This window comes from Nocardia sp. NPDC049149 (genome assembly GCF_043197455.1).
Lineage (GTDB): Bacteria > Actinomycetota > Actinomycetes > Mycobacteriales > Mycobacteriaceae > Nocardia.
Window position 1 is genome coordinate 1 of the sequence record NZ_JBICTD010000009.1, and the last position, 24531, is coordinate 24531.

21 protein-coding genes are annotated in these 24531 nt (G+C 68.7%); 4 read left to right on the forward strand and 17 right to left on the reverse strand.

What is annotated here, in order from left to right; all coding sequences use genetic code 11:
• Positions 1–91: 91 nt before the first annotated feature.
• Positions 92–592 (reverse strand): PhzA/PhzB family protein, encoded by a 501-nt coding sequence (locus ACGFNJ_RS31755; RefSeq protein ID WP_393456531.1) that lies wholly within the window; start codon positions 590–592, stop codon positions 92–94.
• Positions 593–846: 254 nt separating this feature from the next.
• On the opposite strand from ACGFNJ_RS31755, the gene ACGFNJ_RS31760 reads away from it, so the two are divergent.
• Positions 847–2091 (forward strand): 3-deoxy-7-phosphoheptulonate synthase, encoded by a 1245-nt coding sequence (locus tag ACGFNJ_RS31760; RefSeq protein ID WP_393456534.1) that lies wholly within the window; start codon positions 847–849, stop codon positions 2089–2091.
• 363 nt (positions 2092–2454) lie between these two features.
• Positions 2455–5187, forward strand: coding sequence for an ATP-binding protein (locus ACGFNJ_RS31765; protein ID WP_393456537.1), 2733 nt, complete (start codon positions 2455–2457; stop codon positions 5185–5187).
• Here ACGFNJ_RS31765 and ACGFNJ_RS31770 read toward each other — a convergent pair.
• The 14 genes from ACGFNJ_RS31770 to ACGFNJ_RS31835 all read right to left on the reverse strand — a co-directional run bounded on the left by ACGFNJ_RS31770 (position 5171) and on the right by ACGFNJ_RS31835 (position 19333).
• A complete protein-coding gene (locus ACGFNJ_RS31770; RefSeq protein WP_393456540.1) occupies positions 5171–6121 on the reverse strand; it encodes an ACP S-malonyltransferase in 951 nt (316 codons plus the stop codon). The genes ACGFNJ_RS31765 and ACGFNJ_RS31770 overlap by 17 nt on opposite strands.
• Positions 6118–7338, reverse strand: a complete 1221-nt coding sequence (locus tag ACGFNJ_RS31775; RefSeq protein WP_393456543.1) for an NAD(P)/FAD-dependent oxidoreductase — start codon at positions 7336–7338, stop codon at positions 6118–6120. The genes ACGFNJ_RS31770 and ACGFNJ_RS31775 overlap by 4 nt, the downstream gene beginning before the upstream one ends.
• Positions 7339–7345: 7 nt before the next feature.
• Positions 7346–8410 carry an LLM class F420-dependent oxidoreductase gene (locus ACGFNJ_RS31780; protein WP_393456546.1) on the reverse strand — a complete coding sequence of 355 codons (1065 nt, stop codon included), beginning with the start codon at positions 8408–8410 and terminating at the stop codon, positions 7346–7348.
• Positions 8410–9159: a 3-oxoacyl-ACP reductase FabG gene (gene fabG / locus ACGFNJ_RS31785; protein ID WP_393456549.1), complete on the reverse strand. Its 750-nt coding sequence runs from the start codon at positions 9157–9159 to the stop codon at positions 8410–8412. The genes ACGFNJ_RS31780 and fabG overlap by 1 nt, the downstream gene beginning before the upstream one ends.
• A 2-nt stretch (positions 9160–9161) precedes the next feature.
• Positions 9162–9428: an acyl carrier protein gene (locus ACGFNJ_RS31790; RefSeq protein WP_393456552.1), complete on the reverse strand. Its 267-nt coding sequence runs from the start codon at positions 9426–9428 to the stop codon at positions 9162–9164.
• A gap of 20 nt (positions 9429–9448) precedes the next feature.
• Positions 9449–10447 carry a beta-ketoacyl synthase N-terminal-like domain-containing protein gene (locus tag ACGFNJ_RS31795; protein WP_393456555.1) on the reverse strand — a complete coding sequence of 333 codons (999 nt, stop codon included), beginning with the start codon at positions 10445–10447 and terminating at the stop codon, positions 9449–9451.
• Complete coding sequence (locus ACGFNJ_RS31800; RefSeq protein ID WP_393456558.1) at positions 10444–11646, reverse strand: beta-ketoacyl synthase N-terminal-like domain-containing protein; 1203 nt, start codon at positions 11644–11646, stop codon at positions 10444–10446. Before ACGFNJ_RS31800 ends, ACGFNJ_RS31795 begins: the two co-directional genes overlap by 4 nt.
• Positions 11630–12676: a beta-ketoacyl synthase N-terminal-like domain-containing protein gene (locus tag ACGFNJ_RS31805; protein ID WP_393456561.1), complete on the reverse strand. Its 1047-nt coding sequence runs from the start codon at positions 12674–12676 to the stop codon at positions 11630–11632. Before ACGFNJ_RS31805 ends, ACGFNJ_RS31800 begins: the two co-directional genes overlap by 17 nt.
• On the reverse strand, positions 12673–13803 hold the full coding sequence (locus tag ACGFNJ_RS31810) for a beta-ketoacyl synthase N-terminal-like domain-containing protein (RefSeq protein WP_393456564.1): 1131 nt from the start codon (positions 13801–13803) through the stop codon (positions 12673–12675). Before ACGFNJ_RS31810 ends, ACGFNJ_RS31805 begins: the two co-directional genes overlap by 4 nt.
• Positions 13804–13822: 19 nt before the next feature.
• Positions 13823–15379: a class I adenylate-forming enzyme family protein gene (locus ACGFNJ_RS31815; RefSeq protein WP_393456567.1), complete on the reverse strand. Its 1557-nt coding sequence runs from the start codon at positions 15377–15379 to the stop codon at positions 13823–13825.
• Positions 15376–15621 carry an acyl carrier protein gene (locus ACGFNJ_RS31820; protein ID WP_393456570.1) on the reverse strand — a complete coding sequence of 82 codons (246 nt, stop codon included), beginning with the start codon at positions 15619–15621 and terminating at the stop codon, positions 15376–15378. The genes ACGFNJ_RS31815 and ACGFNJ_RS31820 overlap by 4 nt, the downstream gene beginning before the upstream one ends.
• A 146-nt stretch (positions 15622–15767) precedes the next feature.
• Positions 15768–17690, reverse strand: a complete 1923-nt coding sequence (locus ACGFNJ_RS31825) for an aldehyde dehydrogenase family protein (protein ID WP_393456573.1) — start codon at positions 17688–17690, stop codon at positions 15768–15770.
• Positions 17687–18346, reverse strand: coding sequence for a class I SAM-dependent methyltransferase (locus tag ACGFNJ_RS31830; RefSeq protein WP_393456576.1), 660 nt, complete (start codon positions 18344–18346; stop codon positions 17687–17689). Before ACGFNJ_RS31830 ends, ACGFNJ_RS31825 begins: the two co-directional genes overlap by 4 nt.
• Before the next feature lie 6 nt (positions 18347–18352).
• Positions 18353–19333: a helix-turn-helix domain-containing protein gene (locus ACGFNJ_RS31835; protein WP_393456579.1), complete on the reverse strand. Its 981-nt coding sequence runs from the start codon at positions 19331–19333 to the stop codon at positions 18353–18355.
• 380 nt (positions 19334–19713) lie between these two features.
• Here ACGFNJ_RS31835 and ACGFNJ_RS31840 point away from each other — a divergent pair, with 380 nt between their 5' ends.
• Both ACGFNJ_RS31840 and ACGFNJ_RS31845 read left to right on the forward strand, forming a co-directional pair.
• Positions 19714–20361: an RNA polymerase sigma factor gene (locus ACGFNJ_RS31840; RefSeq protein WP_393456582.1), complete on the forward strand. Its 648-nt coding sequence runs from the start codon at positions 19714–19716 to the stop codon at positions 20359–20361.
• 16 nt (positions 20362–20377) lie between these two features.
• Positions 20378–21892, forward strand: a complete 1515-nt coding sequence (locus ACGFNJ_RS31845) for an FAD-dependent monooxygenase (protein WP_393456585.1) — start codon at positions 20378–20380, stop codon at positions 21890–21892.
• Positions 21893–21933: 41 nt separating this feature from the next.
• On the opposite strand, the gene ACGFNJ_RS31850 is transcribed toward ACGFNJ_RS31845, so the two are convergent.
• A complete protein-coding gene (locus tag ACGFNJ_RS31850; protein ID WP_393456588.1) occupies positions 21934–23328 on the reverse strand; it encodes an FAD-dependent oxidoreductase in 1395 nt (464 codons plus the stop codon).
• A gap of 23 nt (positions 23329–23351) precedes the next feature.
• The gene (locus tag ACGFNJ_RS31855; protein WP_393457439.1) at positions 23352–24524 is read right to left on the reverse strand and encodes an acyl-CoA dehydrogenase family protein; all 1173 of its coding nucleotides are present in this window, start codon (positions 24522–24524) and stop codon (positions 23352–23354) included.
• Positions 24525–24531: the final 7 nt, after the last annotated feature.

Below are 24531 nucleotides of genomic sequence, written 5' to 3' on the forward strand. Positions count from 1 at the left end.
TCATATGCCAACGCGGGCAACAGCTTCCACCGAAAACGCTGGTGGTGGCGCCGCTACGCGCAGCCACCACCAGCGGACTTCGAAACACGCCCTAGGTGGGGATGCCCTCGCGGCGGATCACGGGCACGTCGATGCCGAGCGCCCGAAACTGCATGCACGGGTTCATGAATTCGCGCTGCGCCTTGATCAGGCCGTTCTCGAACTGGAAGGAATGAATGAAGTGATTCACATAGTGCCCGCGCTCGTAGCCGGGGAAGATGATCGCGCCTTCGCCGCGGCATTCGACCCAGAACCGGTTCGGGTCTTGGGTATCGAAGATCTCCACCTCGGTCCATGCCCAGTCGGGGAAGCATTGCAGCGACCAGACGGCGTGTTCGCCGAGGCGATCGCGTCCGGTGATGACGATCGGCTCGCCGGTCTCGGTGGTCCACAACCCGCCGATGCCGTCCTCGGTGAAGAGCAGATGCCTGCGCAGCCGGTCTTGCCCGCGGCAGGCCATGTAGGTCGCCACGATCTCGCGGTTGGCGGCGCGGGTGCTGTCGTCGGTGCCGAGGTCGGACGAGGGAGAACCGGATTCCGTTGTGGTCGTCATGGTTTCGCTCCACTGAGTCAGGCGGCCGAGCCACCGGTCTGGCGGCTGTGGCGGTGCAGGCTGGACGTGAGAAAGAGTCGATCTCCGCGCCGGTGGATACAGCGCGCATGCCTGGCGTCGAATCCGGGTCGTATCTGTTTCGCGCTCCGGAAGATCTTGCCCGGGAGCCCCATTCCGGGGTGGAAGGACATCTGTCCGCCCCACGGGCCGCGGTCGGATGCCGTTCGACAAACCTGATGAGAAGGGTGCCGACGATGGCGATCGTTGCCGACCTCCTGCCGCAGCCCTGCTATGACGACCCCGCCGACCTGGCCGAACAGCGCACGACGAGCACGTCACCGTTGGTCTCCCCTGCCGAGGTGCGGCGCGCGCATCCGATCGACGACTCGCACGCCGCCATCATCCGCGCCGGACGCCGGGCGACGGTGGACGTGCTGAACCGCGCCGACGATCGCCTCATGGTGGTGGTCGGGCCCTGTTCGATCCACGATCCCGCGGCGGCGCTCGACTACGCCCGCCGCCTGGCCGCCGCGGCCGACGAGCTGTCCGAGCACCTGCATGTGGTGATGCGCGTCTATTTCGAGAAGCCGCGCACCGCACTCGGCTGGAAGGGCCTGATCAACGATCCGCGACTGGACGGCAGCTGCGATATCGACGCCGGCCTGCGGTTGGGCCGCGCGATGCTGGTCGACATCACCGCACTCGGCTTACCGATCGCCTGCGAATTCCTCGACCCGTTCACCACGCACTACCTCGCAGATCTGGTGTCCTACGGCGCAATTGGCGCCCGCACCGCCGCGAGCCAGGTGCACAGGCAACTCGCCAGTGCGCTGCCCATGCCGGTCGGCATCAAGAACGGCACCGACGGCGACGTGCAGGTGGCCGTCGACGGCGTGCGCGCGGCCGGTGCCAGCCATGTCTTCCCCGGCACCGACCTCGACGGTCGCACCGTCCTGGTCCGGAGCACCGGCAACGCCGACTGTCACGTGATCTTGCGCGGCGGTGCCACCGGCCCCAACTACGACACGGCGTCCGTCGCGGAAACCCGCATCCGACTGGAGAAGTCGGCGCTCCCGCAGCGGGTGGTGATCGACGCGAGCCACGGCAACTCGAACAAAACTCACACCCGCCAGGCGGACGTGGTAACCGATGTCGCCGACCGCATCGCCGCGGGTGATCGCGGCGTGGTCGGGGTGATGCTGGAGAGCTTCCTCGTCGCGGGCCGCCAGGATCTCGTGCTGGGCCGGGCCGCCGATCTCACGTACGGTCAGTCCGTCACCGACGCGTGCCTCGATTGGGAAACGACCGCTTACCAGCTCGAACATCTGGCAGACGCGGTTGCCAAGTCGCGCAAGCTAATACCTTCGGCCGAGATTCGACCGCATTACAAACCAAATAGTCGCTTTGGCGAACCAGTTGCGGCGACACCGAACCAAGTGAAGAATTCAACTAAAGGCAATGCGCACGGCCTATCGATGACACATCGAGTGTCTCAGTGACTCAGACTGATACATCGATGATCGCGCCGTGAACCACGAATGATCCATCGTGCACTTCTGAAATCTACGAAGTTTTTTTACGCCGACTAGGCATTCAAGATCCCCTTGAACTAACGTCTTGTCCAGACCGTGATAGAAATTATCATGGGGAAAGCTTCGAGTTGCTCCAGGGGGTCGGATCCGGTGGGACAGCCCAACGATGACGCGCCGCAGATCGAAGCGGAAGGACGGCGCATCGTCCGATTGCTGGGCTCGGTACAGGTGGACGGACCGAACGGGCCGATCAGCCTGCAGGGCAGCGTTCCTCGAACATTGATGGCGCGCTTAGGAATTCAACCGGGTGAACCTATCACTCGACAGGCTATGATCCGAGCGCTGTGGGACGACAGCCCGCCGCGCACCGCGCCGAACACCTTGCGCAGCCACCTCACCAGGCTGCGCGCACAACTGTCGTCCGCGGGATTCGGCGGACTGGTCGCGACCGATGGCGCCGGCTTTGCGCTGCCCGAGAATATCGACTCCGATGCGCTCCTCTTCGAGAGAACAGCGCGGTCGGCGCGCAATATCCTTACGTCGGGAAATCCGGCGGCTGCGGTCAACGCCATCTCGGGCGGATTGGAAATGTGGCGCGGCGATCCGCTGTCCGACGTGCGTCCCAGTGAATGGGCACGGGCCGAATTCGCCCGCCTCACCGAGATCAGAACCGGAATGCTGGAAACGAAGTTCCAGGCGAAGATACTGCTCGGCGATCACGAAGCCATCGTGAGCGAGTTGGAGCAATTCGTCGCCGACTCCCCTTTTCAGGAACGTTTCTGGGGGCTGCTCGTCACCACGCTCGCCTGCGCGGGCAGACGGGCCGAAGCGCTGTCCGCCTATCAACGCGCGCGCACGATTCTCACCGAGGAACTCGGGATAGAACCCGGCTACGAGTTGCAACGCCTGCAGACCGCGATCCTCAACGGCGAGTCGGTCGGGCCCCGCGAGCTGCTCCCGACCATCCACCCCCAGGAAGCGCCGCCGCCCGCCGGACCGGCACGCCGGCTCGGCAACATCGTCCCCGTCCCTCCGACGAATTTCATCGGACGCGACGGTGAGGTGTCGACCCTGGTCGGCCTGCTCAACGCGTCGCATCTGGTCACGCTCACCGGCGTCGGCGGCGTCGGAAAGAGCAGGCTGGCCATCGAATCCACCCGCCAGGTCGCCGACAGCTTCCCCGGCGGCATCTGGTATCTCGACCTGTCCCTGCTCGATCAGCCGGACCTGCTCATCCATCAGGTGCTGGAAATCTTCGACATTCGAGATCGCACGGCGCCGACCCTGCTGGAACAGTTGATCAGCAGACTGGTCGGCGCCGATGCGCTGCTGCTCCTCGACAACTGCGAGCGCATGGTCGATGCCTGCGCCGACCTCGTCGACACCCTGCTGCGCAGCCTGCCGCACCTGCGGATCCTCGTCACCAGCCGACAGGCGCTGACCCTGCAGGGCGAACGCATTCTGGCGGTGCCGCCGCTCGCGTGTCCGCCCGCGACCGAACACAACCCCGCGGTCGAATTGTTCTGGGACCGTGCGGCGGCCACGGTGGGTGAGCTGGCCTCGCCGGAAATGCGCGACCCCGAGCTCGCCATCCAGATCTGTCGCAGGCTGGAGGGTATTCCACTGGCCATCGAGCTGGCCGCGGTCCAACTGCGGGTGCTGTCGCTCGATGATCTGCTGCGCAGGCTCACCGATCGCTTCCAGGCCCTGGCCTCCGGACATCGCAGCGCACCCAAGCGGCACCACACCCTGCGCGCCACCATCGACTGGAGTTTCGACCTGTGTTCGCCCGAGGAGCAGACCCTGTGGGCGCGGCTGTCGATATTCCGCGGCACCTTCGACCTGACCGCCGCCGAAACCGTCTGCCGCGATGAGACTCTCGGCGCCGCCGACTTCACCGCGCTGATGGCGAACTTGGTCGACAAGTCCATTTTCGCCAGGGAGACGCATCCGATCGGCGTCCGTTTCCGCATGCTGGAGAGCGTCAGCGATTACGGCAGGCAGCACCTGCGGAAGTCCGGCCAGGACATCCGCTTCCTGAACCGGCACCGCGACTATTACCTGCAGGTGGTCGAGACCACGCAGCGATCCTGGTTCGGGCCGGGCCAGCTGGACCGGCTGAACCGAATCCGCACCGAGCTGGCCAATCTGCGCGCTGCCTTCGATCACTGCATCACCTCCCCCGGCCAGACCGAGGCCGCGCAACGACTGGCCGCCGGGCTCCATCTGCTGTGGGCGGGTTGCGATTACACGGCTGAGGGCCAGCACTGGCTCAATGTCGCCCTGGCCGCATCCGACGAGCCGTCGCCCGCGCGGGCCACCGCGTTGTGGGTCAGTGCCAGAATCGATTTCCTGCAGGGCGACCAGATCCAGGCGCGCGACAAACTGGACGAGGCCTGGCAGCTCGCCACCACCCTCGACGACCAGCTGACGCTCACCCACATCCTGCACATCCGCGGATCCGGCGACCTGATCGGCAACGAGGTCGCCACCGCGAAAGCCACACTGGTGCAGGCCTTCACCCGCTACCGGGAATACGGCGGCGACCCAAGCCTTTCGGCGCTGTGCGGCATCCAGTTGGCGATGGCGTATGTCATGACCGACGACCCGCACACCGCCATCGAGCACCTGCGGCACGCGCTGCAATTGTGCGCCGCCGTCGAGGACGAATGGATCCACTCCTACGGGCTGTATGTGCTGTCCTGGGCCACCTACGCACTCGGCAATCTGGAGCAGGCCCTGGCGCTCGTCCTCGAGACGCTGATCTTCAAACACCGGTTCCGCGACATGGTCGGCCTGGCCGCCGGTTTCGAACAGCTGGCGCGGACGCTGGTCGATCTCGGCCAATCACGCAGTGCCGCGCGCGCTCTCGGCGCCGCCCATCAATGCTGGGATGCCATGGGCCGCGGCTGGTTCGGCGGCTCACGGGAGTGGCGGGCGGTATACGACTACGCAGAAGCCAAATGCCACGACGATCTGCCGGAGCCGGTGTTCCAGAAGGAATTCGACCGCGGCTACGCCAGTCCGCTCGCCGACCTGGTGCCGTTCATCCTCGTCCGGTGACCGGCTCCGGGATCGGTCCGTCCGGAAACGCCGCGCGCGGCGCATGATCGGGCTGATGGTCGGCCAGCGCCGCCATCGGCACGATCGGATCGCGCTTGGCCAGCGTGAGCAGTGTCTGCCCCGGCCCAGCATCGAGCAGTCCGGCGATGCCGAATTCGCGTGCCGCCGCGACGGTTTCGCTCCAGCGCACCGGCATCAGCATCGCCCGGATCAGCAGCTCACGGATCTCGTCCGGATCGGTGTGCGGGCGGGCATCGACCGTGGACAGGAACGGCGAGTGGCCGGTCCGGAACTCCGCGGCCTGCACCGCCCGTCGCCACGCAGGCAGCACCACAACCATCCGTGGGCTGTGGAACGCGCCGTCGATCGGGAGCGGCTCGGTGCGCAAGCCCTCCTCGTCGGCCAGCTCGACGAACTTCGCCACCAGCGGAGCATCACCCGACACCACGGCTTGCCGCCTGCTGTTGAAGCCCGCGATTTCCAAAACTCCGGGGTGCTGCGCCAGTACCCATCTGCGCAGCCACTCGATCTCGTGGAACGAGGTCGCCACCACCGCGACCATCGCCCCCTGCGTGCGACCGTTGCGATCGCGGCACAGCCTGCCCCGTTTCAGGGCGAGCTGAAAGCCCGTGTGCACGTCGATGATTCCGGCGCAGGCGGCCGCGGTGAGCTCGCCGAGACTGTGCCCGAACACCAGCGGTAGCCGGGTGCCCGCGCCGAGCTGCGTGTCCACCGCGGCGATGCCGAGTGCATAGGTCACCGGCTGCGCGACCGCGGTGTCGAAGAGGTCGAGGTCGTCCACCTCCAGCGCGCCGAAGGTAGCGAACAACTGCTGCACCAGCGGGTGGGTGCGGTGGCGCAACAGCGCCTCTTCCACCAGTTCGTGCTTGTTTCCCTGACCGGGAAACACAACGCCGAAATCAGAGGTGGTCACGTGGGTACTTCCTTCCCGACAGTCGCGAGGACATCGCTGTCGCTCGGACTCAGAGGATTGACGAGGGATTCGATGACATGGTCGACACCGGCGACGCCGGTGAAGTATCGGGTGGTGCGCACGGGATCGGCGGCGATCATGGCGAGCGCGCCGAGGCGGCGGTGCGGTGCGAGGCGGGTGCTGACCATCGTCGCCTGGAAGCGCGGCAGCAGCAAGGCTTGCTGGGCGACCGCGTAGCGGTGCAGCGCGGCGTCGAGTGCGGCCGGGTCCGCGAGCCCGCGTGGACCGAGGCCGTCGAGACTGTCGGCCAGCAGCTGCGCCTGACAGAAGGCGTCGGTGATGCCGTCGCCGCTGATCGAATCCTTGTGGTGCGCAGCATCACCCAGGAGTACCCACCCCGGACCGGTCGACTGCCGGAAGAAATTCCGTTGCGTGCCATGGCCGTAGAGCTTGCCAGCCTGCCGACCGGACAGCAGTCGTCGATGCAGGTCGGGTGCGGTGGCGGCGATCGCATCCCGGTACGCGTGCTCGGCTCGGCCGCGGAGCTGTGGGAACTCGTCCTGCGGAAAGTAGACGCCGACCAGGGTGCGGCCGTCGTGGGTCGGCGCGCAGCACACCCAGCGCCCTGCCGCACCGTATGCCTCGAACCGGGCAGGCACGCCTGCCCAGAAACCGTAGTAGATACAGGTCTTTCGCGGCTGTTCCAGCACTGTCTCCGCACCGGCCGCTGCGGCGACCAGCGAGCGCATGCCGTCCGCGCCGACGACCAGCGGCGCGCGGACCACCGTGGCATCCCGGCCGAGTCGGACGCCTGCCACCCGGCCATGCTCGGTGACCAGCCCGGACACCGAGCACCCGTCCCGGAACGTGGCGCCCGCCGCCGCGGCGGCATCGGCGAGCAACGGATCGAGCACGGTACGACGCGGCGCGTAGGCGACGTCGATGCCCGCCACCGGCAGGCCCCAGCCCTCGATGCGGATGTCGCCGACCTGGTGCAGCGCGGAGGTGATCGACGGACAGCCGGTCGCGGCCAGCGGCTCGTGCAAACCCCAGCGGTCCAGCAGCGCGACACCGGGCTGATGGATGTAGAGGGTGGACACCGTGTCGGCGGGGAATCGCGCCCGTTCCAGCAGCAGCACCCGGTAGCCCCTGCGCGCCAACAGCATTGCCGCAGGCGCGCCCGCACACCTGGCCCCGACCACGATCACGTCGTACATGCGCGGCTCACCTCCCGAGACCGGACTTGTTCAGCGCCTGCGCCACGACGCGCACGGTCGCGGTCGCCGCGGCGAGATCACGGGTCGACACGATCACCGACACCGTGCCGACCTCGGCCGCAGCGTAGGCGGACAGCCGGTCGGCGATCCGATCCACCGAGCCGAGCAGAGCAGTGCGGTCCACCAGCCGATCCGGAACAGCGGCGACCGCCGACCGCAGCCGCCCGGCCAGGTAGTGCTGCTGCACCTCGGCCGCGGCCGCGCCGTAGCCCATTCGCACGGCCTGCCGGTTGTAGAAGTTGTGCGTGCGACTGCCCATGCCGCCCAACAGATGCGCGGTGTACACGCGCGCTGTGTCCCGACAGGCGGCGAGGTCGTCGCCTGCCAGCGCAGGCACGCTCACCGCCACGTCGAAGCCGGTCAGGTCGCCGCGGCGGCCCGCACGCAGCCTGGCCAGCGACACGTCCGCCGATTCCGGTTCGAACAGCACCGACAACCAGCCGTCGGCGATCTCGCCGGCCAGCTCCAGATTGCGGGGGCCGACGGCGGCCAGATAGATCGGCACCTGCTCGCGCACCGGCCGCATGCCGAGCCCGAGCGGCTTGCCCGGCCCGCCCTGAATCGGCAGCTGATGGTATTTCCCTTGGTAAACAAGGTGTTTGCCGCTCGAGCGCAGCGCGGCGCGGACCACATCGACGTATTCGCGGGTCCGCGCAAGCGGTTCGGTGAACGGCTGCCCGTGCCAGCCTTCGACGACCTGCGGACCCGACATGCCGAGACCGAGGCGGAGGCGGCCGCCCGACACCGCGTCCAGCGTTGCCGCGGTCATCGCGGTGAGTGCCGGGGTGCGGCCGGGCATCTGCATTGCGGCGGTGCCCAATTCGATCGTGCGGGTCTGGGCGGCCAGCCAGGCCAGCAGGGTCGCCGCGTCCGAACCGGTCTCCTCCGCGGTCCACAGCACCGAATACCCCAGGTGTTCGGCGAGTCTGGCCAGCGCGGCCTGGCGCACATGATCCGGGCGGCCACGAAGGCCGAACGGGCGCAAGGTCAGGCCGAGGCGGATACCGGCCATCAGAGCACCAGCCCGCCGTCGATGCCGATGACCTGCCCGGTGATGTAGCGAGCCTGCGGCGACACCAGGAACGACACGAGATCCGCGACCTCGGCGGGAGTGCCGTCGCGGCGCAGCGTGATTCGCTCCAACAACCCGGCGCGCGCAGGCGCGGCCACCTCGGCGGTCATGTCGGTGTCGATCAGGCCGGGCGCGACCACATTCGCGCGCACGCCGAACCGGCCGAGCTCCCTGGCCAGTGACAAGGTGAACCCGATGATGCCCGCCTTCGAGGCGGCGTAATTGGCCTGTGTCGCATGGCCGTACACGCCGGCGACCGAGGACATCGTGACGATCGCCGCGTCACCGTGCCGCATCAATGCCATGGCTGCGGCCCGGCACAGCTGGAACGTGCCGTCCAGATTCGTGTGCAGCACGTCGGTCCAGTCCGCGTCGCTCATCCGGGTCAGCGGTCGATCCCGCACGATGCCCGCGCAGGCGACCACGGTGGACACGTCGCCGAGTTCGTCCTCGGCGGCCGTGAGCAGCGCCCGCGCTTCGCCCGGTTCCGCGATATCTGCTTTGTACGCAAGCACTCTGGCCCCTGCCTGCTCCGCGGCGGCAACCACCTCCGCCGCGGCGTCCGGCCGGGTGCGGTAGCAGAAGGCGACATCGAATCCGTCGGCGGCGAGGCGCTCGACGACGGCGCGGCCGATGCCGCGCGAGCCGCCGCTGACCACGGCCACCGGCCGCGCCGCGGTGTCGGTCACGGTCACCGCACCGCCGCGCGTAGCTTGTCCGCGATGAGGTCGTAGAGCACGCCGAGACTCAGTACCTCCGGCAGTTCGTCCTCGCGCAGCTTCACCCGATACTTCTTCTGCAGCACCACGATCAGCTCCATCGCCGAGAGCGAGTCGACGCCGAGGTCGGCGGCGAATTCGGCGGTGTCGGTGATCTCGTCGGCGGCGAACTCGAGCTCGTCGGCGACGAAGGCACGGAGCTCGGCGCGATCGAGTTCGTTGTCCGGATGATCCAACATGCGTGTTGCCCTTTCGAGAATTACTGCGTGATAACTAATTTCGGATCGTGACGGCCGGGTTCGGTGGTGAGATCTGCCAGCGCGAGGTTGCCGTGCACGGCAGCGGTGAGGACCAGCCGCCGTCGCGGCGCAGTCGGGGCGGCGAGGCGGCCGACGAGCAGCCGGATCGGGGTGAGGCAGCCTGCATCGGCGACGGTGTGGGTGAGCGTGAGCAGGTCGGCGCCGACATGCGCGGACAGCCACTGCGCGACCGCGACGCCGACCGGGGAGTCGTCCAGCACCGCGTCCACCGTGACCGCGTCGGGCCCGGAAAGTGCTTCGCCGAGTAGCTGTTCGAGCACTGGCGCGGCATCGGGCGCCGACGGATCGAGGAAGGCCGAGCGGGCCGAGCAGTAGCCGTGCACGCGGGCGCCGCGCGCGGCCGCCACGTCGGCGGACTCGCAGATCAGCAGCGCCGCACCGCAATCGGCGGACCCGGCGAACCGGTGCCGTGGCGGAGGCGCTTCCACCGCGCCGACCAAGAGCACCGCCGCCCGGCCGACGGCCAATGCGCGCGCCGCGACCCCGATGGCGTCGATCCCTGCGGTGGCAGGCGAGTTGACGGTCAAGCTCAGACCGTTGACCCGATGCTCCATCGAGAGCCTGCTGACGAACAGGCTCATTGCCATGTACGGCGTGCGCGCGGGCGACAGCTCCTCGGCCGCGCCGTCGATGATGGTGCGGTCCATGGCCTCCAGCGTTTCGGCGCCCGCGTTGTTGGTGCCGACCACGATGCCGACCCGATCCGGGTCCGTTGCCGTCACCGCCGCACCCGCGTCGGCAGCGAGCGCGGCCCGTGCGGCGGCCAGCAGGTACTGCCCGGCCTCGGGGACCTTCTTGTAGCCGCGCCCCGGCAGCGCGGTCGCCGGATCGAACCAGTCCGCACCAGGCTCGGGCGCAGGCCGCAGCGCGGCGGCGGGGCCGGCCACGCCCGGTGCGACGATGCCGCACGCGGTGACAGCGAGGGTGGCGGTGCTCATCGGCGCCCCGCCCCGCAGAGCACGAACGAGGCGTTTGTGCCGCCGAACGCGTAGGTGTTGATCAAGACCGCGTCGCCGGCCAGCGGCACCGGATCGGTGCTCGGCAGCCAAACATCGCAGTCGGGGTCCTGGTTGATAGGGGCGTTGGCAGGCACGCGGGCGTGGCGCAGGATCAACGCTGCGGTCAGACAACCGAAAATGCCTGCCGCCGCGGAGGTGTGACCGATCATCGCCTTCAACGACAGCAGCGGCAGCCGGTCGGTGTTCGCACCGAAGGTCCGACGCAGTGCCCGGCTCTCCAGCACGTCGTTGACCGGGGTGCCGGTGCCGTGCGGGATGACACAGGCGATGTCGTCGGCTTTCCGCCCGGCCGCGGTCAGCGCATCGGTCATCGCGCGCACGGTCTGCCGCCCGTCCGGGTCCGGCGCGGTCAGGTGATGGCCGTCGCAACTCCATGCGGCGCCTGCGAATTCCGCATACGCCGCGGCGCCGCGGCGGCGCGCGGATTCGGCCGACTCCAGCACCACCATGGCCGCGCCGTCGCCGAACATGGTGCCTGCCCGCTGCTTGTCGAAGGGCCTGCAGCGCACCGGATCCGCAGCGCCGAGCCGATCGAAGCCGGCCATCCCGATTCTGGTGAAGCTTTCGCCGCCACCGACCAGGACCCGCTCGGTCTCGCCTGCGCGAATCATGTCCAGCGCGGTCGTGAGCGCATAGCCACCGGCGGCACAGGCGTTGCCGACGCTGAGATTGCCCGCGCGCGAACCGATTGCGGCGCCGACGGCGGCGGCGATGACGGACAACGGGCTCCAAGCGATGCCGCCCGCACCGTCCGCTCCCCTGGCCACCTCGTGGGCATCGGCGTTACCCATCTCGACCGCCATGACCACGGGCAGCTCCCGACATTGCGCGGCGGTGACCCCGGCGTCGGCCAGCGCCTCGCGCGCGGCGTTGACCGCCATCCGCGGCCCGCGGCCGAGTGGCACCGCGCCGAGCCGATCGGGCTCGGCGGGCACTACGGCGTCCGGGGTCAAGTACATCCGGGTGGCACGCATGTTCAAGTGCGGCAGTGGCACCTCGCGCGGTGCCGCACCACCAGCGAGCAAGCCCTGCCAGTAGGCGGCCTGTCCACTGCCCAGGCTGGAAATCACGCCGAGTCCGGTGACAACGACGCTGTTCGGTTCAGCACGCTCGGTCATCACCGGACTCCGTTGCCGCACCAGGCTTTTCCAACAACACTGCGGCCGCCGCGCCCGCCTCGCCCTCGTCGTCGGGACCACCGGCGACGGCAAGCACGCCGAGCTCGCTCTGCGGCTGCCCGGCCAGGTACTCCGCGCCGACCGCACACTGCAGCACTCCGAGTGCGCCCGAACACCGACCGAGGAGCGCGGTCAGATCGAGCGTGCGCGGGTCGGCAGCGGTCGTTCCAGCGCCGAACCGCAGGCTGGCTCCGGTCCCGAGCTGCGGCCCATCCTCGAATCCGGCACGAGTTGGCGCAGCCGATCCGGTGCCGAGTCGCAGGCCGATCTCGGTCCTGCTGCCCGCGAGTGCGGCGGCTATCGCCGAATCCGGGTCCGTCGAACGGCCGTAGCCGCGGATCGCGGCCTGTGCGACGGCGCCTCTGGCTTCGGCGTGATCGGCGGATTCCACCACCAGTGCCACCGCGCCGTCGAGCCAGCGGTCGGCGCCGGTTTCCTTGTGCAGCCGGGCAACCGGTGCGGTGTCCGGCTCGACACCGACGACAACGGCGATGTCGGTGCGTCCAGCCGCGATCAGGGTGCGTGCCCAGGCGACCGCGTCGAGGCCGCTCGGCGTTCCGCTGCAGAGCGTGAGGTTGGGGCCACGCAGACCATGGGCGAGCGCCACCCAGCAGGCGGTCACGTTGCTCGACATGTGCGGCACGCGGATCGGGCTGATCTCGGTGACCGTGCCGACACCGATGGTGTCGACGAAGTCGCACACCGTGTCCAAGTTGCCGAAGTTGCTGCTCACGACGACCGCCGCGGCGCCGAGATCTGTCCCGAGCAAACCCGACGCGCGCAACGCCCGCTCGGCGGCGCCCAGTGCCAAACGCGACGCGCGATCCTTGTGCCGCAGCCCGCGCCCGGTGATATCGCGGTCCGGATCGAACGCCACGCCTGCCACCGAACCCGGCGTGAGCAGGTCGGCGACACCCGTGAATCCGGCGACGGCCCAGCCTGTTCCGGTGATCACCGCGCCGGTCCTCATGCCGCCACCATCGCGACGGCGTTGATGCCGCCGAGTCCGATCGCGTTGATCTGAGCGATGCGCAGCGGGCCGGTGGCGGGCGCGCCCGCGACCAGGCGCAGGCCGTCCGCCTCCGGCATGGGCCGGTGCAGGCCGTGCATCGGCGGCACCGCGCCGTGCCGCAAGGCCTGAACGGCGGTCACCAGGCTCAGCAATCCGGAACCGCCACAGGTGTGCCCGACACCGCCTTTGATCGAGGTGATCCACGGTCCCGGCGGGGTCTCGGCGAACACGTCGCGCAACGCCTGCGATTCGGCGAGATCGTTGTGGGTGGTGCCGCTGCCGTGCACGATCACGAAGTCCACTTCCGCGGCACGGATCCCGCTGCGGTGGTGTGCGTTCCGGATCGCCCGCGCCACCGACGCAGGCTCGGGCACGGTCGGATGGGCGGCGTCGCAGTTCATTTCGACACCGCGCAGCACACCGTGCACCGGACCGGTGTGCACGCCGCGGGCACGCAGCACGACCGCGACCGCCCCCTCCCCCATCACCATGCCGCGCCGGTCCACGTCGAACGGCCGGATCTCCTGCGGTGCAGGGGATTGCACCCGATCAAGCCCGCCGAACGAACTCTCGGTGATGGCATCGGTCGCCGCGACGACGACCGTGTCGGTAACGCCCGACTCGATCAGGTCGGTGGCCATCCCCAGCGCATACAGGGCCGCGGCGCACGCGCTTGCCACGGTTTCGGTCCTGCGCACGCCGAGGCGCTCGTGCAGCGCCCTGGCGAAGTGCAGATCGGCGGGTGTGAGCGAAGTGCCGTCGCGCCACCACAATTCGCTGGAGCGCAACTCACGCAGCGTCGTGCCGACCAGCACCGGGATGTCGGCGGCCTGTGCACTCAGCCCGGCCTCGCGCAGCGCGTCGTCCACCACGCGCACCAGCCACCGGGTGGCGCGGAACGGTTCGTCGCGGCCCGGCTCGGCGCGGTCATCGATCTCGTAGGCGTGCCGCACCCGGTATTTGGTCGCGTCGAAGGCACGCAACGGCGCGACACCGGTGTGGCCCGCGCAGAGGGCGCGGTAGATCTCGGGCGGGTTCGTGCCCAGGCAGGCGACCGCGCTCATGGCGGCGATGTCCCAGCTCACGGCTTTGCCTCGCAGCCGATCACGCCGATTCCTCGAGGTCGGCCGAGTCGTCATGCGGTGCACGGCCGTTCGACGTAACGACCCCGGAGCCACGCAGCCGGAAGCGGGCCAGCTTGCCCACCGACGTGGTCGGCAGCACCTCGTGCAGCTCGATCCGGGACGGACGCTTGTACGGAGCCAGGTCATGCTTGAATGCGGTCCTGACCGCTTTGCGGATCGCCTCGGCGTCCTGGCCTTGCGCCGCAACGACATGCGCGACCGCCTCTTCGAGGGCATGTCCGTCCCGGCTCGCGACCACGGCGCAGTCCGCGACGCCGGGCACGGCGCGGATGACCGCCTCGATTTCCTGCGGCGCCACCTTGTAGCCGCCGAGGTTGAGCAGATCGTCGGCGCGGCACAGATAGTGCAGATCGCCTGCGGCATCGCGGTATCCGATATCGCCGGTGTACACCCCGCCGTCGGCGAATATCGGCTTGGTCGCCCGCTTGTCTACGTAGCCGAGGGCGACGGAGTCGCCTGCGACGTGCAAGCGGCCCTGCAGACCGTCGGGCAGCACCGCACCCGATTCGTCGCGAACGGTGATCCGGGCGCCGGGCACCGACCGGCCGAGCGAACCATTCGGCGCTGCCGCCGGATCGGTGGCCACCACGATGTGCAGAATCTCGGTGGCGCCCAAGCCATTGATCAGCGCGATGCCGAAGGTCTCGGTCAGCTGGTCGGCCAGGTCGACGGGCAGATGCTCACCCGCCGACACCGCGCGCCGGACGAAGGAGAGGTCGACCGGCTTACCGGCCCTGGCGAGTTGGAGCAGAGTGGCGTACGTGCGCGGCACCGCGCACAGCACCGTCGGCCGGTGCCGCTGCACCGCGGCCGCCACCGCGAACGGGTCGGCCGGGCCAGCGAGCAGCACGGCGCTCGCCCCTGCCGCCAACGGGAACAGCAGGGCGTTGCCGAAGCCATATCCGAAAGACAGTTTCGCCGTGGACAACACGACATCGTCGGGTGTCAGCCCGAGCACGCTCCCGAAGCCGGCGAGGACCGCGCGGATCCCGGTCAGCGTGTGCCGCACCCCGCGGGCGTGGCCGGTGCTGCCAGAGGTGTACTGCACCAACAGCTCTGCGTCGGGAGCGAAGTGCGCGGGGCGGGTGGGATCGGATGCCTCCCCGAGATCCAGGACGACGGCGGGTGTTTCGGCGATGCCGAGCATCGCGACGAGCCTGTCCGCACGGTCGGGCGCGACCGCGAGCCGAACCGCGGCCGCCGCACAGTTCGCGGCGATCGCGGCGATATCGCTGTCGTGCAATGTGGGATGCACCGGCACCGGCACGCTACCGTGCCACCACAGCCCGAGGATCGTCACGACCATGGCCACCGAATCATCGGACACCACCAATACCCGGCTGCCCGGTGCGATCCCGGCGGCGGTCAGCGCGCCCGCATACCGCGCGGCGGCCCGCTCGAGCTCGGCGTAGGTCATCGCACCGTGTTCGGCGTCCGCACAAGCGATCCGATCACCGCGCCCGGCCCGCACATGCCGTGACACCAACAGATCGGTCGGGTTCCCCGCGCCACTCATCGGGCGTCCCGGAGCAGCGGGACGAGTTCGGCGAGCGTGTCCGCCTCGGCGACCTGGTACAGGTCCAGCGTGCGCCCGAACGAGCGCTCGGCCCTGGCGATGAATTCGATTTTCTCCAGCGAATCCATTTTCAGGTCATCGCGAAACGAACTGTGTGATCCGACCTCGGCGTCAGTGATATCGAGGACCAGAATCAATATTTCGCGGGCCTTGTCGAGCACGGTGACGTCTTCCCTCATCATGTGCGCGACCTCCTTCCGTACAGCAAATGTGAAAAGGCTCTGAATTTCGCCGTCGGCGTCAACGACGTGTCTCGCGGCGAGCCGGACCGCGCAGCTGTCTTCCCTTCGGCCGCAACAACTGCCGATCGGTTGCGCAAGAAATGCATTCAGCAGCCCGCGCGATCTCCGGCGCTGTGCGGCTGCCGGTCCGCCCTGACGCCCGCCATGGCGGGCCGCACCGCGGGGACCGTCTGCACCAGGGCAGGCCTGCCCGGTCGCGGCGCGCGGGCCATCAAGGTCAGCACGTCGTACCTCGCGACGGTCACCTGCTGCTGGTTGTGCACCTCGACGTCCCAGCGCACCTCGCTTTGGCTGGTATTCGGCCGGGGAATGATCTGCTTGGCGGTCAGGTGCACGGTCAGCTCGTCGCCTGGCCGGACCGGCCCGAGGAAGCGCAGATTCTCCAGGCCGTAATTGGCGAGCACCGGGCCGGGCTCGGTTGTGGTGAAAAGCCCTGTCGCCAGCGACACCACGAGATATCCGTGCGCGACGATGCCACGGAACAGTGGGTCGCGGCGGGCCGCGTCCTCGTCGGTGTGCAGGTAGTAGTGGTCGCCGGTCAGCGCGGCGAACTCGTCGATATCGGACCTGGTCACCGTGCGTGGTCCGGCGGTGAGGGAGACGCCAGGCCGCAATTCGTCTGCCCACATGTGCAGCGGATGCCTGGTCGCGGGGACGCGCGCTGCCCCGCGCACCCAGGTCCCCGTCGCCGTGGCCAGCGTCTGCGGCGCAGCACGGATGGTGGTGACACACAGCTGGGCGTGCACGCGGTCCAGGCATTCGGCGTCGCTGCGGTCCAGGTGCGCGACCACCGAATCCGGGAACGTGACGACCTCGGCGTAGGGCGCGACCGCCGCCGCCAGCCTGCGGCTCGCCGCCGGGCACGGCGCGACGATCGCGCAGCGGGTGCGCCGTGGCCCCCTGGCCAGTGCGGCGGATAGCTCGGCCGACGAGCCGTAGCCGAGCAGCACGGCCACCGGGCCGCGGATGCCGAGTTCGTGCGGCACCTGCCGGTGTGCGTCGGCCTCGACCAGCACCGGAGGCAAATAGCTACGGCCACGTGGCACCCCGCCCGCATACCGGAGCCTGGCGTCGCGGATCAGTTCGGTCAGCTGCGTGGTGACCTTGGTGCGGTGTGCCGCGCTCGGCAGCGGGCCCATGGTCACCTCCGGATCGCGCGGATCGCCTGCGACGACCTCGCCGAGCCGGTCCGTGAGCACCGCGCTCACCTTCGTCACCAGCGGTGCTGGCACGAAGATTTGGCGCACCGCGTGCGCGGGCCTGCCGGTCCACCTGGTGATCGAGTCGACGACATAGTCGATGAACAACTCGAAGGCCTCGGTGTCCGGCTCGGCGCCGAGGCCGGCCACCGCCACCGCGCCGGAGCCACCGCCACGCGGCACCAGTACCTCGTGTGGCGTCAGCACAGATTCGAGATCGCCTGCGGTACAGACGAATTGCAGTGCACCCTCGGGCAGCTCCACGGCGCGCACTCGCTCGGTGACCGCGGCGAGCAGCGAGACGGTCAGCGGGGCAGGCCGGATCACACACGGCCGCCCGGCCAGGAACGCGGACGCGAACCGGTCCAGGTACGACAGGATGGGCAGTTCGTCGTCGAGCAGGTGCACCGCGGCCCCAGACCCTGGCACCGCCGCCCTCCTGGCCGCGGTCGACCCCGAACGGTCCATGAATTCGGTGGCGCCGAGCGATATTTGGTTACCCGCGGGCAGATCACGCAGTCCGATGTCGGCATAGCGGCGCAGCAGCGCACCCGCCGCCCTGACCTCGAGCTCGGTGTCGACCGGGCGCACCCCCAGATACAGCGCCCGCTCGGCGAACTCCGCCGCGTGCCGCCGCAGCACGCGGGCGAGGTCCTTGAGCAACGCGGCCCGATCGTGAAATCCGGTGTCCCGCAATGCGGGAACGCCGGTATCCCGGGCGTAGGACAGGGCGGAGGCCAAGGCATCGGGCGCGGTGGATCCGTTGGACGGCCACCAGCGGCCGCACGCGAAGGAAATGCTCGCCCTCATAACTTGCGAAATTCTGCGTAGATCGCGGGCACGGTCGTCTCCTCGACCGCACCGGGCAGCTGGATCGTCATCGCCGATTCCCGCAGTGCCAACCGCTGCCAGCCGATCGAGAACGCCGCGCCGACCTCGGCACAGGTCAGGTACGGCAACCGCTCGAATGTCCTGGTGGGGAGCCCGAGTTCGGCGTAGCCCGCCACCACCGAGCGGGTCGCGGCCGCGCTGAGTTCCAGCATGAACACGGTCGCGCCGGTCCGGCAGGCCCGATGCAGTGCGGCGGCGTAGTCGGCCTGCGCCGCCTGCGGACAGACGTCGAAGAGACCGCAGTCGACGACGGTGTCGAAGCGGTCCCGATAGTCCGGCAGCGTCAGCGCGTCGCCGACGACGAACTCGACCGGCACTCCGGCACCGGCGGCCTTGGCCCGTGCCCGTTTGATCGCGACGGCGGAAATGTCCACGGCGGTGACCGCATGCCCGAGTCGCGCCAGTGCCAGCGCCAATTCCCCTGTGCCACACCCGGCGTCGAGAACGTCGCCGACGATGCGCTGATCCGCCGCGACGTCTGCGAACACCGGCTGGATGCGGCCGATGTCCCAGGATGCCCTGGACCCGATCGGGGTCCGTCCGGCATATATCGCGTCAAAGGTGAGTAACCGCACCGAACTTCACGCTCCATTCGATAAGACGCTGTGCCGCTCGGCGTTGCGGAACGCCGAAGGGGTGCACTCGCAGCTGGTCTTGAACACCCGCAGGAAATGGCTGCTGTCCTGGTAACCGACCATGGCGCCGACCTCGTGGATCGACAGGGTGGTGTCACGAAGCAACGTCTGCGCCTTCTTGATGCGCAACGTGGTGACGTAGTCGATGTACCGAGTTCCGGTGTGCTTCTTGAAGGTTCGGGAGAAGTGGAACCGGCTCATGTGCGCGGCGCGTGCGACGTCGTCCAGCGACAGTGTGCAGCGGGTGTAGTTGGCCGTGATGTATTTGATCGAGTCCTCGATCTGCGCCGACGCGACGCCGCGGTCCTCGTCGGCCGGGTTCGATTCGACCCCGATGGTGTCCAAACGCTCACCGAACCACCGCAATTCGTCGGTGAACCGGCGAACCGGCTCCGGCGGCCTGCCGTCGTGCAGGTCCTCGTCGGCGAACGCGGGCGAATACGGAATGACCACCGCATCGAGCCCGGCCATCACCAGACGCAGATGGTCGAGGGCGCGAGTGCCTCGCGATTCGTCGATCACCACGATGCCGACGGGCTTGCGGGCCAGGCAGCCGCGGTCCAACCGGTCGAGCGCGTTGTTGATCGCGCTCGAACACGTGCTGTTGCGCACCTCCGCCACCAGCACAACCGACTGGGCAACGCCGACCGCGGTGCGCAGCGAGGACGCGGAGGACACCTGCTGCACGGTGGCGCCTGTCGCCACATACATTTCCTCGCGACCGATACCGACCTCGTGAGTCGTGCTCCGCAGCCAGGTCAGCACCCGGGCGACCCGGGGGCTCTCCTGCGGATGATCGCTGATCAGCACCGTTGTCGGGGTGCCTGCTTTCGGGCTTTCGGCCCTGTTTTCGGCTGTCGCGAATATCTGTGCTGGGTTGACGCCCCCAGTCCCGATGGTTCGGAGCCACATCTCGCTGTCGTCCACGCATCGAGTAGACCCCGCCCGCGCTGCACAGCCGCTGCACAAACGTTGCAGCAACATACGCAGGGGCTGCAACGGTTGCTGCGGTGCTGGTCAGCGGCGTGCCAGCCGTCCGACCGCCCGACGTCGCCGCCGCGCCTCGAGTCGCAATCGGACAGCTCTGCAACGGTTTTACCCGCCGAGGCAGGCAGGATACCAGCGCGCCGAATGCCGGAGCCGACGCGAATCACTATTCCGCATTCGTTGCTCCGAAATTCGACTTCGGTTGCGCCGACCCCTTAACCATTGCTCAGTCCAGGCCATGCGACCGGCAACTCGTTGACGCTGCATCGGAAACTGCCGACGCTCTAATCACGAACGGCTACCGAAAAGAGAGCTGGCACATGACAATCACCGAATTCCACGCGACTCCTATTACCAGGCCCGACAATTCACGAAAGGCCGAACCGCCGCGTTCCGATCCCGCGGAAGTGCTGCGCACCCAGAAATTGGTCGCCTCGTGCGTCAACGGCAATCCGGCCGCTTGGCGCGCACTGATCGATGAATATTCGCCGTTGGTAGCGGCCATCACCCGCACCTTCCGCATGGCCACCCACGACCGCGAGGACGCGTTCCAGTCCACCTGGGCGAATGTGGTTGCCCACCTTGGTGATCTGCAGTCGCCGGAGCGGCTCACGGCCTGGCTGGCGACGACGACGCGCCGGGAGTGCCTGAAGCAGATCAAGCGCAACTCGCGTGACATCCCGATCGGGGACAGCGTCACCCTCGACACCCCCGACCACGAATCCGAGGCCACGGTCCACCAGGTGTTCCGCCGGGTCGCGGGCGAGGAGGTGCGCGACGCGTTCCGGCGGCTGCCCGACCGTGATCAGCGGCTGCTCGGCCTGCTGGTGTCCGACAACGCGCCCAACTATGACTCGGTCAGCGGATTGCTCGGCCTGCCAAGGGGTTCCATCGGACCGCTGCGCGGCCGCGCACTGAATCGGCTCCGCGGATTGTTGCCCGAGTCGGCGACGATCTGGGTCGCTTGAGCGAGGTGTCTGCGTCATGACCAGCAGCTCCCTGTCGACAGTCGACGAGTACGAGGTCGTTGTCGTCGGTGCAGGACCGACCGGCCTGCTCACCGCCGCATTGCTCGGCGGGTACGGGGTGTCCACCCTGGTGGTCGACCAGCACAGCACACCCGAAAACCGCCCTGGCGGTGTCGCTCTCGACGACGCGGGCCTGCGCGCGCTGCACGCGGCCGGGGTCGGTGCGGCACTCGCGCCGTGGCTGCACCACGCGCCCGAGGTGGAGTACCGATCTGTCCGCGGATACCGCCGGTGGCATCCGCCCGCCCATCGGCCGTACGGGCACCCGCGGCTCGTCACATGTCAGCAGTCCGATCTGGAGCGCGTGTTGCGGGACCGGCTTGCCTGCCTCGATGCCGTGGAAATCCGTTCCGGGGTCGACTATCTCGCCCACGATCTGGCAGGCGGCGCGATCACACTGCTGCGTGATCCCGCGACCGGCGCCGATCACCGGGTCTTCTCGCAATTCCTGCTCGCCTGTGACGGCGCGAGCGGTCGCGTCCGCAGGCAGCTCGGGCTCGACGGGTTCGGCGACACCGGCCCGGAATCGTGGCTGGTTGCCGACGTCCGCGACGACCGAGGCCTGGCGGGCACCCGAGGGCGGTCCGCACCGCCCGCGGCCGCCATCGCGCTGCCGGAGGGATTGCGGCGCTTCGAAGTACGCTTACCTGCCGGGTATGAGCGCGCCGTCGCGCCGCCGCTGCTGCCTGGCCTGCTCGCGCATCTGCTCGGCGCCGACCCACTCGATGTCGTCGATATCGCGGTGCAGGACAGGTTCTTTCGAGGCGCGGACTTCCTGCGTGAAGGCCGCGTGTTCCTGCTCGGCACGGCCGCACACGTGATTCCGCCGTGCGCGGGAGTGCCGTTCGGCACGGATCTGCGTGACGCGCTCAATCTGGCATGGAAGCTCGCCTTCGCGCTGCGCGGCGGGCTGGCCGACGACATTCTCGACAGCTATCAACTCGAACGCGGCAGGCACGCGGCGCGGACCGCCGACTTCGCGGACCGGATGAACCGCTGGCTGTACGGTGCGCCGCGCGGCACCGGTCTGCGCCCACTGCGGCCCGGGCCCGCCTTCGACACCGGATTCTTCGACCGGACGGCCGGAGGTGGACGGCTGTTCCCCCAACCCCCGGTTGGCGCGGGGCGGACCATATGCCCGCTCGACGACGCCCTCGGCCAAGGGTTCGCGGTGCTCGCGCATGCCGAGAGCCGAATACCGGCGGCGTGGTGGCAAGCACGGCTCGGCGACGACACAGTGGTGGCCCGAATCCGCAGGCAGCCGACCGACTTTCCGGTCGAGCCGGACGTCACCGTGCTCGACGACCCGACCGGGGCCTTGGCACGGGCATGCCAGGCGCACACCACCGACGACGCGCAGAGCATCGTGCTCCGTCCGGACCGGGTGGTGTTCGGCGCCTACCGCGACATCCGAGCCGAGCAACAGCGTTTCGGAGCGGCAACGGCTCGGCACAGTGCGGCACTGATCTGATCTTCGGCCTGCGCGGCAACGGCGCCGCGCAGGCCGAACCCTCAACCGATCCGCAGCTCGTGCCGCTCCGGTTCGCTGGCCGCGACCATCTCACTGCGTTCGACCACCTTGACCCGCTCGCGCTGCTGCGGCATGCCGATGGCCCGTTCGTAGGCGTCGAGGCGATACCAGCCTGCCCAGGTGGTGAACGGAACCCGCTGTCCCGTCAGCCATTCCGTGACGGCGTCGGGATGCGGCTCGTCGGCGCGTGCGAAACCGGCGGCATCGTCGAGCAGGCACGCGACGGTCTCGTTGGCGTCGCCCTTGGTGTGCCCGATCAGGCCGACCGGCCCGCGTTTGATCCACCCGGTCACATACGTGGCAGGCAAGTAGCGGCGCGCCGGGTCCGCGGCGGCCGGGTCGAGCAGCACCCGGCCCGCCTCGTTCGGCACCGTGCCCGTTCCCGTGTCGAACGGCAGCAGCGGAATATGCTGCGACAGATAGCCGACGGCGCGGTAGACCGCCTGCACGTCCCAGTCTTTCGTCACGCAGGTGCCCTGCACATTCCCCGCACCGTCCAATTCGGTACGTTCGGTGCGCAGGCCGACGACTTTCCCGTCCTCGCCCAGAATTTCGGTCGGCGACTCGAAGAAATGCAGGAACAGTTTGTGCGGGCGCGCCCCGACATCGCGGATGGCCCACTGTTCCAAGGTGTTACAGACCATGTCGACCTGCTTGGAATTGCGCCGCGCGCTTTCCGAACCCGCGTCGTAGTCGATGTCGCCCGGATCCACGATCACCTCGATGGTCGGCGAGTAATCGAGCTCGCGCAGCTCCAGCGGCGTGAATTTGGCCTGAGCGGGGCCACGGCGGCCGAACACGTGCACCTCGAGCGCCCGGTTGGCCTGCAGACCCGCATAGACGTTGGGCGGAATCTCGGTGGGCAACAGCTCATAACCGGTCTTGGCCAGAATCCGTGCCACGTCCAAGGCGACATTGCCGACCCCGAGCACCGCCACCTTCTCCGCGGTCAACGGCCAGTCGCGCGGCACATCCGGATGCCCGTCGTACCAGGAGACGAACTCGGCGGCGCCGAAGGAACCGTCCAACTCGATGCCGGGAATGGGCAGTGCGCGATCGGCATCGGCGCCGGTCGAGAAGATCACCGCATCGTAGAAGCGGCGCAACGTCGCCATGTCGATGTCGGACCCGTACTCGATGTTGCCGAGCAGCCGGACCTGCGGCTTGTCGAGCACCTTGTGCAGCGCGGTGACGATGCCCTTGATCCGTGGATGATCCGGTGCGACCCCGTACCGGATGAGGCCGAACGGTGCCGGCATCCGCTCGAACACGTCAATGCTCACGGGCACAGCGGATTTCATCAACGCGTCGGCGGCGTAGATGCCGGCGGGGCCGGCGCCGATGATCGCGATCCGCAGCGGGCGTGCGTCATTCATCAGCTCGTCCTTCCGATCTCGCCTCACGCGCGCCGCGGCACCGGAATGACGTAGCGGCCGAAGACCAAGTCCCGCAGCACCTCGTCGCCGCCCTCCACGATCGACACGTAGCGCACGTCGCGCAGCAGCTTGGTGATCGGCAGCTCGTTGGTGTAGCCGAGGCCGCCGAACAGCGTCGAGCCGACACTGGCGATGTCCCAACCGGTTTGACCGCAGAACAGCTTCGCGGTGAGCGCGTTCTTCAAGGTGCCGTGCTTGGTGAACACCGCGGCGGGATCCGGTCCGGTCATGATCCGGTCGTATTCGCGGGCGGCCCGCAGGCAGTGGCTGCGCATGACCTCGATCTGCATTTCCATCTGGCCGAGCCGCTGCGCGAACACGGGGCTGTCGAGCAGAGTGGCACCGCGCAGCGACTTCTGCTTCGCATAGGTCATCAGGTGGTCGCGGATGCGGCGCGAGATGCCGATCGCGGTGGCGGCGATCAGGATTCGGCTCGCGTTCAGTCCGATCTCCAGCAGCCGCAGCCCCGATCCGGCCAGCCGGTGGGTGGCGGGCACCCGCACACCATCCAGCCGTACCTGATAGGTGTGCGAGGCACGCACACCGATGACGTCCCAGCGCTTGACCACCTCTACCCCCCTGGTGCCACGCGGCACCAGCACCGCGAGGAAGTCCTCGGGATCCTCGGCCGAGCGGGCGATCACGACGAGGAAGTCGGCGAAATCGGTGTTGGTGGAGAAGAACTTCTCCCCCGTCAGCACCAGCTCGTCGCCCGCGCGGGCGGCGACGGTATCGATGCGGCCGAGCTCGCTGCCTGCCTCACGCTCGCTGCCGAGGGTGGCGCAGAAGGTGCCGCCCGCCGCCATCGGCGCGAGGTAGGCGCGCTGCAGTTCCGGCGATCCGTACAACTGCACCACGCTGGTGCCGAGGATCGAGATGAACAGCGTGAACGCGACGCCCGCGTCACCGTAGGCGAGATCGTCGACGATGCCGACGCTGTCTTCGAGTCCGATGCCGCGCCCGCCGAGTTCGGTCGGCAGCCACCAGTTGGCCAGCCCGGTCTCGCGGAACCGCTCGTACAGGTCGGCGGGCTTCTCGGCGAGCGCGTCCAGCGCGGCATGCTCGCCGCTGAGCTGTTCTTTCACATACCGCCGAACGGCTTTCGTGTCTTCGGGCCTCAACTGTTGGTGTTCCATCACCTAT

What these genes read in the sequence shown, in the direction of transcription:
- ACGFNJ_RS31795 (WP_393456555.1), bottom strand. Translation starts at nt 10,447, where the DNA reads ATGAGCACCGCCACCCTCGCTGTCACCGCGTGCGGCATCGTCGCACCG.
- ACGFNJ_RS31800 (WP_393456558.1), bottom strand. Translation starts at nt 11,646, where the DNA reads ATGACCGAGCGTGCTGAACCGAACAGCGTCGTTGTCACCGGACTCGGC.
- ACGFNJ_RS31815 (WP_393456567.1), bottom strand. Translation starts at nt 15,379, where the DNA reads ATGAGTGGCGCGGGGAACCCGACCGATCTGTTGGTGTCACGGCATGTG.
- ACGFNJ_RS31825 (WP_393456573.1), bottom strand. Translation starts at nt 17,690, where the DNA reads ATGAGGGCGAGCATTTCCTTCGCGTGCGGCCGCTGGTGGCCGTCCAAC.
- ACGFNJ_RS31845 (WP_393456585.1), top strand. Translation starts at nt 20,378, where the DNA reads ATGACCAGCAGCTCCCTGTCGACAGTCGACGAGTACGAGGTCGTTGTC.
- ACGFNJ_RS31765 (WP_393456537.1), top strand. Translation starts at nt 2,455, where the DNA reads ATGATCCGAGCGCTGTGGGACGACAGCCCGCCGCGCACCGCGCCGAAC.
- ACGFNJ_RS31755 (WP_393456531.1), bottom strand. Translation starts at nt 592, where the DNA reads ATGACGACCACAACGGAATCCGGTTCTCCCTCGTCCGACCTCGGCACC.
- ACGFNJ_RS31840 (WP_393456582.1), top strand. Translation starts at nt 19,714, where the DNA reads ATGACAATCACCGAATTCCACGCGACTCCTATTACCAGGCCCGACAAT.
- ACGFNJ_RS31780 (WP_393456546.1), bottom strand. Translation starts at nt 8,410, where the DNA reads ATGGCCGGTATCCGCCTCGGCCTGACCTTGCGCCCGTTCGGCCTTCGT.
- ACGFNJ_RS31820 (WP_393456570.1), bottom strand. Translation starts at nt 15,621, where the DNA reads ATGATGAGGGAAGACGTCACCGTGCTCGACAAGGCCCGCGAAATATTG.
- ACGFNJ_RS31790 (WP_393456552.1), bottom strand. Translation starts at nt 9,428, where the DNA reads ATGTTGGATCATCCGGACAACGAACTCGATCGCGCCGAGCTCCGTGCC.
- ACGFNJ_RS31855 (WP_393457439.1), bottom strand. Translation starts at nt 24,524, where the DNA reads ATGGAACACCAACAGTTGAGGCCCGAAGACACGAAAGCCGTTCGGCGG.
- ACGFNJ_RS31805 (WP_393456561.1), bottom strand. Translation starts at nt 12,676, where the DNA reads ATGAGGACCGGCGCGGTGATCACCGGAACAGGCTGGGCCGTCGCCGGA.
- ACGFNJ_RS31775 (WP_393456543.1), bottom strand. Translation starts at nt 7,338, where the DNA reads ATGTACGACGTGATCGTGGTCGGGGCCAGGTGTGCGGGCGCGCCTGCG.
- ACGFNJ_RS31760 (WP_393456534.1), top strand. Translation starts at nt 847, where the DNA reads ATGGCGATCGTTGCCGACCTCCTGCCGCAGCCCTGCTATGACGACCCC.
- ACGFNJ_RS31850 (WP_393456588.1), bottom strand. Translation starts at nt 23,328, where the DNA reads ATGAATGACGCACGCCCGCTGCGGATCGCGATCATCGGCGCCGGCCCC.